The following is a 14177-nucleotide window of genomic DNA, read 5'->3' on the forward strand; positions in this document are numbered from 1 at the left end:
CTGAAATCCCCATCGGAACGAGGTGCCGTCACCATGAAGTCTCAGCAACTAAGGAAGCTCGCCGGCGGCACGATCGTCGCCACGGCGATGTCCCTTGCCAGCATCGCAGGTGCGCAGGCGGCGGTCACGCCGTTCACGTGGGATCCACAAGCGGTTGTCGGCATCGGTGGAACCTTTTCCGGCGACAACATCACGACGAAGGACTATGCCACGGTCCAGGTAACCGATCCCGCGACCGGTGCCTTTACCGAGACCGGCATCCTGAAGCTCGACGCGTTCTCGCTGGCAGGCGCGAATTCGGGAACCCCGGGCCTCAACACGACATACGCGCTGTATGCGACGTTCAACGCAACCGGCAGCATTCCCGGCGGCGTGGCCCCCGGTGTGGGACAGACGTTCGGTGGGACGTTCAATACCTTCACGTTCTCATTGAATGTCGCGCCGCAATCCGGCGGGCCGATCACGTATAACGCGACGGCCGCGGGCGCGACGCTCACAGGCATTGGCGCCTCGACCACGGTGGCGAATGGCTCGCTCCTCTCGGGCACCGCCTCGATCTCCAATACGGCCCTTGCCGGCTTGTCGGCGGGTGCGAACGTTCTGACGACGTTCAACTACGTCGATCCGGCGTTCTTCATCGCTCCGCCCTCAAGCCTGGGCTTGCAGCTGTTCTCGTCGATCATCAACACCGGGTCCGTGCTGTCGCTTGCCAACAACAACACGGAACTGGTCATCAACGGCGGTGGCGGCAACTCGACCCTGCAGACGAGCCCGGCGGTCCCCGAGCCGGCTTCCCTGGCGTTGCTGGCCAGCGGGCTTATCGGCCTCGGGCTGATCCGGCGCCGCAAGCTGGTGGCATAGTCGCTCCATAACGAAGCCGCGGAACGGCGCCCTTCGGGGCGCCGTTTTTTGCTGCCTGTCGCATCGGGCCCGATGCGCTCGATGGCGCGAAAGCGACGTCCGCCGGGCCACGCCTGCACGTGCTCACGCGATCGTGTTGAGCACGGGCGGCCCTCCTGGCGCTGGCAGCAACAGGCCGACAACTTGGCCGTCGGGGGCATTGTCTCGCCGGAGGCAGGGAAACCCCCCTCCTTTCCCCATCGTGCCGGAATCTAACTAAATACACTCGGCCTCAGGAATCACCCGCTGGTGCGCCCGCGAGCTGCGGGGCCGCGAGACCACAACATCCTGAAATTCAACACCATCGATCGGCGCCAACGACCTTCTGGTCGTCTAGGACTCCGCCATTCTCGCTGTATGAGCAGCGGGCGGCATGTTGCGGGCGGGACGCCCTGCTCAGCAATATGAGAGTGTCGAAAAACCTGGATAGAATAAATAATTCTCTGAATTATTCTGTATGCGTAGCAATAATGAGTCAACAATTTCCAATCACATCTTCAGAGTTTGATCATTCCTTAACAAATAGGACTCCAAAATCCGTGACATCGATCGGCGTCGATAAAATTTGCGGCTCCCGCCGTATCCGCATAAGCAGTCTCTGGGTTGATTAGGAGGCCTATCGATGGAACGGCATTCTCTCGTACAAGCAATTCACGCGATTGAAAGCGAGTTGGAGATCGAGATTGCTGATCGAGCAGAGATCGTTCGCGAGGCATACCACCTTAGACATCAGGTGTATTGCGTAGAGCGGGGATATCTTACTGGTTCTGCTGGACTTGAGGTCGATGAATTCGACCTGCGGGCACGCCAGGCCGTGCTGCGCAGCCGTCAGACAGAGGAAGTCCTGGGAACCGTCCGCCTGGTGCTTCCGGCCGTCGAGACGCCCGACGACAGCTTCCCGATGCAGCGAGTCTGCGCGTGGTCGATCCTGCGGCCGCATGTGCCCCTGACGTCGACGGCCGAGATCTCCCGCTTCGCCATCTCGAAACAGCGGCGGGCCGGCACGTCGACACTGCTCATGCGGCTCAAGTTGATGCAGGGCATCGTCCGGCTGAGCTCCGAACTGAACCTGACCCACTGGTGCGCCGTCATGGAACCCAGCCTGCTCCGCCTGTTGCAGATGACGTACATCGACTTCCAGCCGGCCGGTCCCGTCGTGGATTATCACGGGCCGCGCCAGCCATGCTTCAACAGCATCCGCACCGTCCTGGAGCGGATTGGCAGCGAATGCCCCGATCTCTGGCAGTTCCTGACCGAGGGTGGACGGCACTACCCATGGAGCCGGAAGCGCGAACTGGCTGCGGCCTGATCCCCTTCCGGCCTGAACCTCCCCCGGCGTGAGCCTTTCCCCACCCTGACCGCCGGCGCTGCGCGCCGCGGCCGGCCTCGCCGATCGCTGCGTGCCGGCATTGATCGCCGGCGCGGCGGGTGCGATGAAGCGGGGCGACGCACCCGCGCGCCGCGGGCAAGGCAAACAAATCGATGGGGGGCTGGATGACGCGCATACGCATGGTCCTGGCCGCAATGGCCACCTTGATGCTGGCGGGCACGGCGGAGGCGCAGCAGACCGTCAGGATCGGCCTGATTCTGCCGATGACCGGTCCGTTCCAGTCCACCGGCCGCCAGATCGACGCCGCAGTGAAGCTGTATATGCAGCAGCACGGGGACAGCGTCGCCGGGCAGAAGATCGAGGTGATCCTGCGTGACGACGCGGGCGTGGCCGACACCACGCGGCGCCTGGCGCAGGAACTGGTGGTGCGCGACAAGGTGGCCGTGCTGGCCGGATTCGGCCTGACGCCGCTGGCCATGGCGACGGCGCCGATCGCCACCCAGGCCAAGGTGCCGATGGTGGTGATGGCCGCGGCCACCTCGTCGATCACGCAGCAATCCCCGTTCGTGGTGCGCACCGCCCAGGTGGTGGCGCAGCCGGCCGTGGCCATCGCCGACTGGGCGCTGCAGAACGGGGTGAAGCGGGTGGTCTCGCTGGTGAGCGACTACGGCCCCGGCTACGACGTGGAGAAGTGGTTCAACGACCGCTTCAGGCAGGGCGGCGGGGAGGTTCTGGCGGCCTTGCGCGTGCCCCTGGCGAACCCCGATTTCGCGCCGTTCCTGCAGCGCGCCGCCGACGCCAAGCCCGATGCGCTGTTCGCCTTCGTGCCGTCCGGGGTGGGCAGCATCCTGGCAAAGCAGTTCGTGGAGCGCGGGCTGGACAAGTCGGGCATCCGCTTCATCGCCACCGGCGACGTGACCGACGACGACATCGTGAACGCCATGGGCGATGTGGTGCTGGGGATGGTGACGTCCGGCCCGTATTCGGCCGCCCATCCGTCGGACACGAACAAGGCCTTCATCCAGGCGTTCGAGAAGGCCAACAACGGCATGCGGCCGAACTTCATGGCCGTGTTCGGCTATGACGGCATGCACGCGATCTATGCCGCGCTGGAGAAGACCAAGGGCGGCATCGATGGCACGGCCCTGGTGGAGGCGATGAAGGGCCTGTCCTGGGAGAGCCCGCGTGGCCCGATAATGATCGACCCACAGACGCGCGACGTGGTGCACAACCTGTACATCCGCAAGGTCGAGAAGGTGGATGGCGCGCTGTACAACGTTGAATTTGCGACTTTCCCGATGATGAAGGACCCGGCCAAGGCGGCGCAGCCCTGACCTGACGCTGCCGGGGCCGCCGGGCGGACCGTGCTGACCAACCTGTTCGACGGCGTCGCCTACGGCATGCTGCTGTTCGTGCTCGCCTGCGGGCTGTCCGTGACGCTGGGGTTGATGAATTTCATCAACCTCGCGCACGGGGCGTTCGCCATGGCGGGCGGCTATGTCGCGGCGTATTGCGTGAACCGGCTCGGGGCGCCGTTCCTCGCCGGCCTGCCGCTGGCCTTCGTCGCCAGCGCCCTGACCGGCGTGGTGCTGGAGCGCACGCTGTACGTGCACGTGTATGGGAAAAGCCATCTGGACCAGGTGCTGTTCACCATCGGCCTGGTATTCATGTCCGTCGCCGCCGTGGATTTCGTGCAAGGCTCGCAGCAGCAGTTCATCGCGTTGCCGGCGTTCCTGCGGAGCCGGTTCGAGGTGCTCGGGGTTTCGATCGGCGCCTATCGCCTGCTGATCATCGGCATCTGCGGCGCGCTGGCGCTGGCATTGCAGCTCGCGCTGACCCGCACCCGCTTCGGCAGCCGGCTGCGCGCGGCGGTCGATGATCCGCGGGTGGCGCGCGGCCTGGGCATCAATGTCGACGCCATCTTCATGGTGACCTTCGCCGTGGGCTCCGGGCTGGCCGGGCTGGGCGGGGCGTTGGGGGCGGAGATCCTGGGGTTGGATCCGTCGTTCCCGCTGAAGTTCATGGTGTATTTCCTGATCGTGGTGACGGTGGGCGGGGCGTCCAGCATCATCGGGCCGTTCCTTGCCTCGATCCTGCTCGGGGTGGCCGACGTCGCCGGCAAGTACTACGTGCCGGAAGCCGGCGCCTTCGTGATCTACACGGTCATGATCGTGGTGCTGCTGTGGCGGCCGCAGGGGCTGTTCGCACCCAGGCTGGCACGATGAACGCGGCGCACCGTGCCAGCGCCGCCGCCGCCCTGGCGGCCGCCACGCGGTGGCGGCCGGCAGAATTCGTCTTCTGGGCCGCAGCGGCCGCAAGCTGGTTCCTGCTGCCCGACCAATACCTGCTGCTGAACGAGGTGGCGATCTTCGGCCTGTTCGCGCTGTCGCTCGATCTCGCGCTGGGCTATGGCGGCATCGTCTCGCTGGGGCATGCGGCGTTCTTCGGCTTCGGCGCCTATCTGGCGGGGTTGCTGGCGAAATGGGGTATCGGCGACCCGTTGCTGGGGCTGGCGGCGGCCGGCGTCGCCTCGATGCTGCTGGGGTTCGCCACGAGCTTCCTGGTGCTGCGCGGGTCCGACCTCACGCGCATCATGGTCACGCTCAGCGTCTCGCTGGTGCTGTTCGAGGTGGCGAACCGGCTGACCTGGCTCACCGGCGGCGCCGACGGGCTGCAGGGCGTAGTGATGGCGCCGATCCTCGGGCGGTTCGAGTTCGATATGTTCGGGCGCGTGGGCTATGCCTACAGCCTGAGCGTGCTGTTCGTGCTGTTCCTGATCGCGCGGCGCATCATGTCCTCGCCGTTCGGCCTGTCGGTGCGCGCGGTGAAGGGCAACGCACTGCGCACCGCCGCCATCGGCATTCCCGTCACCGGGCGGCTCGTGGCCATCTACACGCTGGCCGCCGCCTATGCCGGCATCGCCGGCGCGCTGCTGGCGCAGAGTACGCAGTTCGTGTCGCTGGACGTGCTGGCCTTCCACCGTTCCGCCGACGTGCTGCTGATGCTGGTGATCGGCGGCGTCGGCTATCTCTATGGCGGCATCGTCGGCGCGCTGCTGTTCAAGGTGATGCAGGACTGGCTGTCCGGACTGACGCCGCAATACTGGCAGTTCTGGATCGGGCTGCTGCTGGTTCTGCTGGTGGTGGTGGGACGCGAGCGCATCTTCGGCTGGCCGCTGGCGCTGTGGCGGCGCGTGGCCGGACGGCGCGCATGAGCGTGGTGCTGGAGACCATCGGCCTGCATCGCCGCTTCGGCGGCCTGGCCGCGACCAGCGACGTGTCGCTGCAACTGCAGCGCGGCGCGCGCCACGCGCTGATCGGGCCGAACGGCGCGGGCAAGACCACGCTGATCAACCTGCTGACCGGCGTGCTGCGCCCTTCCGCCGGGCGCATCCTGCTGGACGGCGCCGACATCACGGCGCTGCGGCCGGACCAGCGGGTGCGGCGCGGACTGGTGCGGACGTTCCAGATCAACCAGCTTTTCCCCGAGCTGACGCCGTTGATGACGGTGGGGCTGGCGATTTCGCGCCGGCTTGGCCTCGACACGCAGGTCTGGCGCCGCATCGGCACAAGCGGCGACGTCGTCGATCAGAGCGTCGAGATCCTAGAACGCTTCGGGCTGGTGGAGGCGATGAACCAGCCCACCGGCGCGCTGCCCTATGGCCGCCAGCGCCTGCTGGAGATTGCGGTGGCGGTCGCCTGCGGCCCGCGTGTGCTGCTGCTGGACGAACCTGCGGCGGGGGTGCCCGAGGGCGAGCGTGATGGCATCCTGGCCGGTGTGGCGGCCCTGTCGGCCGACGTGACGGTGCTGCTGATCGAGCACGACATGGACCTGGTGTTCCGCTTCGCCGAGCGCATTTCCGTGCTGGTGGGCGGCGCGCTGCTGGTCGAGGGCACGGCCGCCGAGATCGCCGCCGATCCCCGTGTGCGAGCGGTCTATCTGGGCGACGCGGCGCATGACTGACATCCTCGCCATCGAGGGCCTGTCGGCAGGCTATGGCGCGGCGGTGGTGCTCTCGGACGTGTCGCTCTCATTGCCGCAGGGCCAATCGCTGGCCCTGCTGGGGCGCAACGGCATGGGCAAGACGACGCTGCTGACCAGCATCGTCGGCCTGACGCGCCATTTCGGCGGCAACGTGCGCCTGGGCGGGCGGGACATCACGCGGCTGCGGCCGGAGCAGCGCGCGGCGGCAGGCATCGGCTGGGTGCCGCAGGAGCGCAACATCTTCCGCTCGCTGACCGTGGAGGAGAACCTGACGGCGGTGGCGCGGCCGGGGCAGTGGGATGTCGCGCGGGTCTACGCCGTGTTCCCGCGCCTGCGCGAACGCCGCCGCAACATGGGCAACCAGTTGTCCGGCGGCGAGCAGCAGATGCTTGCGATCGGCCGCGCCCTGGTGCTGAATCCGCGGCTGCTGCTGCTGGACGAACCCACCGAGGGGTTGGCACCGATCATCGTGGCCGAACTGCTGGCCGTGCTGCGGCGGCTGACGCGCGAGGAGGGCCTGTCCGCGGTGATCGTCGAGCAGCACGCGCGCAAGGTGCTGGATGTGACCGACCAGGCGGTGATCCTGGAACGCGGTGGCGTGGCGCATGCCGGCCCCAGTGCGGCGTTGCAGGCGGATGCCGGGCTGCTGGAGCGCACCCTGGGCGTGGCCGGGCGCCGCTGATCAAGCGGCTGTCGTCAACGCTCCATGGCCGCACGCAGCAGGGCGGCGCTGCGGTGGATGCCGTGGACGAACTTGCTGTAGGGCAGCATCAGGAACAGCGCCAGGACGAAGCCCAGATGCACCGCCAGCGCCACCCCCATGGCGCCGGTGGCGCGCAATGCCAGCAGCACCAGCCCGGTCAGCGCCACCATCAGCAACAGGAACAGCAGCGCGTATTCGCCGCCGAGCAGGGCGCGCGCGGCGGGTGCTGGGTCGGCGATCACTTTCATCCAGATCAGCCCGAACGTGCCCACTACCATGCCCAGCCCGCCCAGCGTGCCCAGGATCACTGGCGCGCTCAGCAGCGAATACGGCGCGACCCAGCCCAGGAAATGATGGAACACCGTGGCGACCGAGGTCGAGGCGAAGCACAGCATGAAGCCGTAGAACATGGCGTGGTGCAGCCATTTGCGTACGCCCGAGAAGGATTCGTCCGGGTAGTTGCAACCGTCGCCGCCGCCGCCGAGATTCTTCAGCGTCAGTGCATCGCGAACCGCCTGCAGGAGGGGTTTGCCGCGGGGTGAGCCGGCACCGGCGTCACGCCAGAAATTGACCGCCGACATCGCCAGCGCCAGCAGCGCATACAGGAACGTCGCACTGGCAACCCAGACCATGACGGAATAGGGGATCACCGCGAAGAAAGCGCCCGGCCCGGTATGCGTGCCCGTCAGCACGCCGGGCGACTGCAGCAGGGCGGTCAGCACCAGCACCAAGGCCACCCCCATGGCCGCGACCAGCGAGACCACGGTGCCATTGCGCTTCAACAACCGCGCCAGCGGTTGCGGCCAGGCATATTGCTCGTAGCTCTCGGCCCGGACCTCCGCGAACGACTTCGGCAGATTGATGCCGAACTCGTGCGGCGGCGCATACTGGCACGCATAGAAGCAGCCGCGGCAGCCATGGCAGAGATTGGCGAGATAGCTGAGATCGGCGGCAGCGAACTCGCGGCGCAGCTCCATCGCCGGGAACACCGCGCAGAAACCCTCGCAATAGCGGCAGGCGTTGCAGATCTCCATGGCCCGCCGCGCATCGGCGACCGCCTCAGTTTCGCGCATGTTTCGCCGCCTCCTGCCCCGCGATGCGGCCGAACACCGTGCCGATCGTCATGCCGAACCCCGCCAGATAGCCGCGCCCCAGGATGTTGCCGGCCATGATCTCGCCGGAGGCGAACAGGTTGGCGCTGGGCCGGCCGTCCTGCATGAGCACCCGCGCCTGCTCGTTCACCTTCACGCCGAGATAGGTGAAGGTGATGCCCGGGCGCAGCGGATAGCCATAGAACGGCGGCTCGTCGATACGCCGCGCCCAGTGCGTCTTCGGCGGCGTCAGGCCATCGGTGCGGCAATCATCCAGCGAGCGGTCGTTGAACGTGCCCGGCTGCACGGCGGCGTTGTACTGCGCCACGGTGTCCTGCAGCACCGCGGCGTCCAGCCCGAGCCGTTGCGCGAGCTCACCCAGCGTGTCGGCACGGATGGCGGGGAAGACCGACGGCATGAACAGCGAGAACGCCTTCGCATCGCAGACGGAATAAGCGATCTGGCTGGGCTGCTGGGCGATCAGCCGGCCCCAGATGGCGTAGCGTTTGGGCCAGACATCCTCGCCCTCGTCGTAGAACCGCTTGCCGTCCTTGTTGACGACGATGCTGAACGGCACCGAATCCAGCCGGGTCGCGATGCCGCCGTCGAATTTCGGCGAGCGTGCATCGAGTGCGACGGCATGGAACTGGGTGGGATCGCCAATCGGCATCACGCCCTGGTCCAGCAGATTCTTCAGCACCACGCCCTTCGCATAGGGCGTGCCGCGGATGACGAAGTTGTCCACCGCGTCGCCCCAGTATTGCCGCATCCAGTCGAGGTTGCCCTGGAAACCGCCGGACGAAGCGACCACGCATTTCGCGCGCACCGTCTCCGGAAAGCCGCGGCAGACGATCTCGGCGGCGCGCACGAAGCCGTCGTCCAGCCGCAGGGCGCGCACTTCGGTGTCGTACAGCACGTCCACGCCGATGCGCTCGGCGGTGGCGTAGTAGGCGTTCACCAGCGCCTTGCCGCCGCCCAGGAAGAATGCATTGGTGCGCGACAGGCTCAGCGTGCCCGTCAGCGAGGGCTGGAAGCGCACGCCGCAGGCCTCCATCCACGGCGTGACCTGGGCGCTGGCACGGATGGTCATGCGGGCCAGCTGCTCGTCGGTATTGCCGCCCGTCACGCGCAGCAGGTCGTCCCAGTACTCGTCCTCCAGGTAGGAGTCCGTCAGCACCTTGGTCGGGCCTTCGTGCATGGCACGGAAATTGCGCGTGTGACGGCTGTTGCCGCCACGGAATGCTTTCGGCGCGTGCTCCAGCAGCAGCACGCTGGCTCCGGCCTCGCGCGCCGTTACGGCGGCGCACAGGGCCGCGTTGCCGCCGCCGACCACCAGCACGTCATAGGTTCTCGTCAGATCGACCATCGCGGCCGCACGCCCCACCTTGCTTCCTGGACGATTGGGGTGTGCACCGGACGCATGGAAGTGGCAAGGGCCCGGTGTGACAAGCACGGGTCGCATCGGGCAGGATGCGCCGACAACAGGAGGTGGGCATGACATCCTACGTATTCGGCGGCGGACGATTCCTGGATCCGCGCCAGGACGCGCTGCTGGAGGGCATCGAGGTCCTGGTCGAGAACGGCCTGGTCAAGGAGGTTTCCGACCGGCCCATCCACGCCGCCTCGGCCCAGCGCATCGACCTGCGCGGCCGCACGCTGATGCCCGGCCTGATTGACGCGCATATCCACATCGTGCTGACCGAGGTGAACCTGCAGCTGCTGTCCGACGTGCCGCTGACGTTGCTGGCGGCGAAGGGCTCCACCTCCATGCGGGCGATGCTGATGCGCGGCTTCACCACGCTGCGCGACACCGGTGGCGCCGATTACGGCATGAAGGCCGCGGTGGAGCAGGGGCATTTCATCGGCCCGCGCCTGTTCATCGCCGGCGCGCCGCTGAGCCAGACCGGCGGGCATGCCGACCACCGCAAGCGCACCCAATCCGCCTTCGCCTGCGCCTGCTGCAGCGGCCTGTCCTGGACCGCGCGGGTGGCGGATGGCGTGCCCGACGTGATCAAGGCGGCGCGCGACGAACTGCGCAAGGGGGCCGACCACATCAAGATCATGGTGTCCGGTGGCGTGGCCTCGCAGGCCGATCCGCTGGAAAGCCTGCAATACCGCATGGATGAGATCGAGGCCGCGGTGGAGGAGGCGGTGCGCTGGGGCAGCTATGTCTGCGCCCATGCCTACAGCGCCAAGGCCATCGAGCGTGCGGTGCGCGGCGGCGTGCGCACGATCGAGCACGGCAACCTGATCGACGCGCCGACCGCGAAGCTGATGGCCGAGAAGGGCGCCTATATTGTGCCCACGCTGGTCGCCTACGACGCGCTGAAGCGCCGCGGCGGAGAGTATGGCCTGTCGGACTACAGCCTCGCCAAGAACGAAATGGTGCTGCAGGGCGGGCTGCGTTCGCTGGAGCTGTGCCGTGCGGCAGGGGTGAAGATCGGCTTCGGCAGCGATCTGCTGGGCCAGCTGCAGAACGACCATTGCAACGAGTTCACCATCCGCGGCGAAGTGATGCGGCCGCAGGAAGTGATCCGGTCAGCCACCCTCGTGAACGCCGAGATCGTCCGCCAGGAAGGCAAGCTTGGCGAGCTGATCCCGGGCGCTCACGCCGATCTGCTGGTGGTCGACGGTGATCCCTACGCCGACCTTTCCGTGTTCCTCGGCGACGGCCTGCGCATGCCCGCGATCATGCTCGGCGGGCGTTTCGTGAAGAACCAGTTGCACTGACCTGCCAGTAGCGGCCGGCGAACGCCACCGCGAACGTCACTTCGCGGGCGCCGGTACAGGCCAGTTCCGCATCGCCGTCGGTCCACTGCCAGGCCTCCTCCGGCGCGTGCCAGCCGCGGCCGCGCCGGGGATCGCCCGGCGGCACCGCCTGGCCGTCGATGCGCAGATCGGAGATCGCCACCCCAAGCGGGCGCGTGTCGTCCTGCTCGGCGCACACATGCGCGGGCACCCCGACGCGGGAGGCGAGGCGGAGGCGGCTTGCCCCCGCCGGCAGGCGAACGCGCCATGTCGACCCCGTCACCTCCGCCGGCAAATCATGCCCGTCGACGCACACGGACAGTTCGGGATCGTCGGTCAACGCGTGGCCGAGCGCCGCCGCCTGGGTCAACAGCCGTTGCCTGACCCGCGCCCGCTGCGGGCCGGCCAGCACCAGTTCGGCGCAGCCTTGCGCGGTCCATGCGTCCCGCGCGAAATCGGCGTGCAGCATCGCCGTCGTTCCGCCGTTGGCGAAGGTCGATCGGTTGCCGGTGTCAAGGTAGCTTTCCGCCGGCAGGCCTTCGGCCACGATGACGTCGTGGACCGGCAATTCGACGTGGTAATAGGTGACGTCGGACACGGATTGCTGGACGATTGTGGTCCCGTTGATCAGGTAGCGGATCGGTATCAGCACGCCGTCGACGAACACCGCGTGGTCGGGCGAGAGCACCACGTCGCGGTGCGGCTGCTGAGGCCCGAATGCGGACGCGCTCACCCGCACCGGCATCACGTCCCAGGGGCGCGGGTGGTGCCGGCAATCCACGGTGCGGTGGCCGATCCATCGCACCGGGGCAAGCCGCGCGCGCCGCAGCGTCACCAGCAGATCGCCGACCGCCAGATCCTCGACGGCGACTGCGCCACGTTGCGTCAGAATGCGCGTACCTTTGGCAAAACAGGGGATTTCGGAAGTATGGACGCTTCGGTCGGTGAACTGCAGCAGCTGGATATTGAGCAGGGTATATGTCCCGCCGTGGCCCAGAATATTATCGATGACCGTAACCGTGTCTTCGGCCCGGCTGATGCTGTAGTCCACATAGTAGCCGCCGAACATGACGACGTTGTTGCCGCCCTGGCCGTCGATCCAGCTGCTGAAATTACTGACGTAGAACATATCGTCGCCGGCGCCGCCGATCGCATGGTCAATGACCGTGTTGTAGGCGATGCCGATATTGTTGATCATGCCATCGCAACTGCTGAACGTTCCGGGGTTCAGGTTGATCGTGGAGCCGGTCGCATAGCCTGACAGGTCGAGCGTGTTGCCGGTGCCGTAGTTCCACAGCGTGATGACCGGGGCTGTGTTGACCGTGAAATCGAAGAACGGCCGCGCGGCGTCGCTGATGTTGCAGTTGAAGCCGTAGATCTGCCCGCCCGAGAAGGTCGCGCTGGTGGATTGGCCGTACAGCTGTTGTACCGCGGCGATGTCCAGCATCATCGGAGTGACGGGCGTGCGCGTGTAGCCGTCGTCACCCCTACCCCAATCCGTTCCCTGAACCGGGTAGTCGGCGAAATATTTCGCCGCGCTGTCGCCGGGACCGATATACGACATGATCGACCACAGTGTCGTGTCGGTCGCGTTGTATTGCTGGGTCGCGATATTCACGTCCCCGTTGTAGGGGCCGGTATGCATGAGACCCATCAGGTGCCCGAGCTCATGCACGATCGTGCCCGGGCCATAGCCGCCGTAATCCGTGAACGAATCGAGCTTTGACCAGGCACCGACCGTGTCGATGGAGATCATGCCCTTTTGCGTGGTCGGGATCGTGACGTCGCCCGGTCGGCCGGCGACGTATTGCGCTTCGGCATACGCGCCGTCGTCAAGATCTGCGCCGGGGGTGGTCGACCCGTAACGATAGAAGGTCATGTTCGCGGCCGCGGCATCGGCAGTCTGGACGAACTGGATGTTGGCCAGATCGGACCACAGGGTCAGGCTAGCGGTGAACGACCCCATCTCGTCTGCCGACCAATTCGAGCCGACGTCAAAATAGTAGCTGACAGTCCCTCCGGGCGTTCCCGCGATGCCGCCGCCCCACTTATGGGTCGATTCGGGCCCGTTGTAGGTGGCCGGGTCATCTCCGGCCCAGCGCCAGCCGTCGACCGCGGTCAGGACTCCGTCGGCATCGATGCCTGCGGTATAGGCAATCGTGTCAAGCTGGGTCTGCGTCGGTCCGGACATGCGTCTCTCCCGGTTGGCGTCGTTGCGGCAGCGATGGGTGATAATTCCACCGCTATCACGACGCCGCTCCGCCGGTCATTACCCGTTCGTCAACGTGTCACCATTTGTCTCTTTTCGGTGTACACAGCGACTTTGCGGGCGCGACAAATCCCGGGACGCCGCATGCGGGTCTCGCCGCGGTCGCCACGATGATCGTCCGTTGGCGCGTTGCTGTCGGCGCGTTCTAGAACCAGTTGGACTTGTCAACGACGTTGCGCAACGATCCGCCGCCGATCATGGCCCGGCAATTGTCCAGCAGGATCCGATAGCGCCGGTCGTTCAAATACGGTCCGTAGCCGGCCATGTGCGGTGTCATCAGCACGCCCGGAATGGTCCACAGAGGATGGTCCGCCGGCAGCGGCTCTTCCTCGTAGACATCGAGGCCGGCGCCGGCAATCTCGCCCGCTTGCAGGGCGGCGACCAGGTCGTCCAGGCGCGTGGTCTTGCCGCGGCCGATATTGATGAAGAACGCGCCCGGCTTCATGCGCCGGAAGCGGGCGCGATTGAAGAAGCCTTCGGTGGCTGGCGTGTGCGGCACGGTCAGGATGACGAAATCGGCGCGCGGCAACAGCGTGTCCAGGGCCTCTGGCTTGTGCATCTCGGCAACCCCGGGCGGGATGTCGGTGCGGCGCGCGTCGGTCCCGATCACGGTCATGCCGGCGGCGGCGGCCAGGCGGGCCGCCTCGGCGCCGATCCCGCCCAGACCCACGATCAACGCCGTCGCTTCGGGCAGGTGCACGACGCCGGTGTCCTCGGGCGGCTTGGTCCATTCGCGGCGCAGTTGCTGGGGAATGTAGTAATGAAAGCCGCGCGCGAAGGCGAACACGAAGGCCATGATGTGCGCGCCGATATGATCGTTGTAGATCTCGCGCATGTTCGTCACCACAACCGGGTGGCCGACCAGCTCCGGATAGTAATAGCCGGCCGGCGGGGCTGCGTGATGCGCCTGCAGCCAGCGCAGCTTCTGTGCCCGTTGCAGCAAGTCCAGCGGCAGCGGCCCGAATGCGGCGTCGGCGTCGACGATGGCGTGCTGCGCTTCCTGCGCCCCTTCGGCCACCACCACCTGAACCTCCGGCAGGGCAGCGGCCAGCTTGCGCCCCCAGTCGCGATAGATGTCGGTCTGCGGCGGCAACATCACCAGCTTGAAGCTCATGCGCGTGATCTTTCGGTTGTGAGAACGATCTTCGCCGA

At 66.7% G+C, this 14177-nt stretch carries 12 protein-coding genes; 8 read left to right on the plus strand and 4 right to left on the minus strand.

Annotated elements, in window-relative coordinates:
• The first annotated feature begins 33 nt into the window (after positions 1–33).
• From pepA to OL599_RS17855, 7 genes are all read left to right on the plus strand, one after another.
• Positions 34–861, plus strand: a complete 828-nt coding sequence (gene pepA, locus OL599_RS17825) for a flocculation-associated PEP-CTERM protein PepA (RefSeq protein WP_264715210.1) — start codon at positions 34–36, stop codon at positions 859–861.
• A gap of 709 nt (positions 862–1570) precedes the next feature.
• On the plus strand, positions 1571–2209 hold the full coding sequence (locus OL599_RS17830; RefSeq protein ID WP_264715212.1) for an N-acyl amino acid synthase FeeM domain-containing protein: 639 nt from the start codon (positions 1571–1573) through the stop codon (positions 2207–2209).
• 200 nt (positions 2210–2409) lie between these two features.
• Positions 2410–3564: an ABC transporter substrate-binding protein gene (locus OL599_RS17835; RefSeq protein WP_264715214.1), complete on the plus strand. Its 1155-nt coding sequence runs from the start codon at positions 2410–2412 to the stop codon at positions 3562–3564.
• 30 nt (positions 3565–3594) lie between these two features.
• Entirely contained in the window at positions 3595–4455 is an 861-nt protein-coding gene (locus OL599_RS17840; protein WP_264715215.1) for a branched-chain amino acid ABC transporter permease, read from the plus strand.
• Positions 4452–5444, plus strand: a complete 993-nt coding sequence (locus tag OL599_RS17845) for a branched-chain amino acid ABC transporter permease (protein WP_264715216.1) — start codon at positions 4452–4454, stop codon at positions 5442–5444. The genes OL599_RS17840 and OL599_RS17845 overlap by 4 nt, the downstream gene beginning before the upstream one ends.
• Positions 5441–6193, plus strand: a complete 753-nt coding sequence (locus OL599_RS17850; protein WP_264715217.1) for an ABC transporter ATP-binding protein — start codon at positions 5441–5443, stop codon at positions 6191–6193. The genes OL599_RS17845 and OL599_RS17850 overlap by 4 nt, the downstream gene beginning before the upstream one ends.
• Positions 6186–6896, plus strand: coding sequence for an ABC transporter ATP-binding protein (locus OL599_RS17855; RefSeq protein WP_264715218.1), 711 nt, complete (start codon positions 6186–6188; stop codon positions 6894–6896). The genes OL599_RS17850 and OL599_RS17855 overlap by 8 nt, the downstream gene beginning before the upstream one ends.
• 14 nt (positions 6897–6910) lie before the next feature.
• On the opposite strand, the gene tcuB is transcribed toward OL599_RS17855, so the two are convergent.
• Positions 6911–7990, minus strand: a complete 1080-nt coding sequence (gene tcuB, locus OL599_RS17860) for a tricarballylate utilization 4Fe-4S protein TcuB (RefSeq protein ID WP_264715219.1) — start codon at positions 7988–7990, stop codon at positions 6911–6913.
• Positions 7977–9392 (minus strand): FAD-dependent tricarballylate dehydrogenase TcuA, encoded by a 1416-nt coding sequence (gene tcuA / locus OL599_RS17865; protein WP_347403218.1) that lies wholly within the window; start codon positions 9390–9392, stop codon positions 7977–7979. The genes tcuB and tcuA overlap by 14 nt, the downstream gene beginning before the upstream one ends.
• 110 nt (positions 9393–9502) lie before the next feature.
• Between tcuA and OL599_RS17870 the strand changes: the two genes are divergently transcribed.
• Positions 9503–10738 carry a metal-dependent hydrolase family protein gene (locus OL599_RS17870; RefSeq protein ID WP_264715220.1) on the plus strand — a complete coding sequence of 412 codons (1236 nt, stop codon included), beginning with the start codon at positions 9503–9505 and terminating at the stop codon, positions 10736–10738.
• On the opposite strand, the gene OL599_RS17875 is transcribed toward OL599_RS17870, so the two are convergent.
• Positions 10698–12947, minus strand: a complete 2250-nt coding sequence (locus OL599_RS17875; protein WP_264715221.1) for a Hint domain-containing protein — start codon at positions 12945–12947, stop codon at positions 10698–10700. The two genes, OL599_RS17870 and OL599_RS17875, sit on opposite strands and share 41 nt — an antisense overlap.
• 223 nt (positions 12948–13170) lie before the next feature.
• Positions 13171–14139, minus strand: a complete 969-nt coding sequence (locus OL599_RS17880) for a D-2-hydroxyacid dehydrogenase (protein ID WP_264715222.1) — start codon at positions 14137–14139, stop codon at positions 13171–13173.
• Between the last annotated feature and the right edge of the window lie 38 nt (positions 14140–14177).

The sequence above is a fragment of the Limobrevibacterium gyesilva genome (assembly GCF_025989185.1).
Lineage (GTDB): Bacteria > Pseudomonadota > Alphaproteobacteria > Acetobacterales > Acetobacteraceae > Limobrevibacterium > Limobrevibacterium gyesilva.

What these genes read in the sequence shown, in the direction of transcription:
- OL599_RS17870 (WP_264715220.1), top strand. Translation starts at nt 9,503, where the DNA reads ATGACATCCTACGTATTCGGCGGCGGACGATTCCTGGATCCGCGCCAG.
- pepA (WP_264715210.1), top strand. Translation starts at nt 34, where the DNA reads ATGAAGTCTCAGCAACTAAGGAAGCTCGCCGGCGGCACGATCGTCGCC.
- OL599_RS17855 (WP_264715218.1), top strand. Translation starts at nt 6,186, where the DNA reads ATGACTGACATCCTCGCCATCGAGGGCCTGTCGGCAGGCTATGGCGCG.
- OL599_RS17835 (WP_264715214.1), top strand. Translation starts at nt 2,410, where the DNA reads ATGGTCCTGGCCGCAATGGCCACCTTGATGCTGGCGGGCACGGCGGAG.
- OL599_RS17875 (WP_264715221.1), bottom strand. Translation starts at nt 12,947, where the DNA reads ATGTCCGGACCGACGCAGACCCAGCTTGACACGATTGCCTATACCGCA.
- OL599_RS17880 (WP_264715222.1), bottom strand. Translation starts at nt 14,139, where the DNA reads ATGAGCTTCAAGCTGGTGATGTTGCCGCCGCAGACCGACATCTATCGC.
- OL599_RS17850 (WP_264715217.1), top strand. Translation starts at nt 5,441, where the DNA reads ATGAGCGTGGTGCTGGAGACCATCGGCCTGCATCGCCGCTTCGGCGGC.
- OL599_RS17845 (WP_264715216.1), top strand. Translation starts at nt 4,452, where the DNA reads ATGAACGCGGCGCACCGTGCCAGCGCCGCCGCCGCCCTGGCGGCCGCC.
- tcuB (WP_264715219.1), bottom strand. Translation starts at nt 7,990, where the DNA reads ATGCGCGAAACTGAGGCGGTCGCCGATGCGCGGCGGGCCATGGAGATC.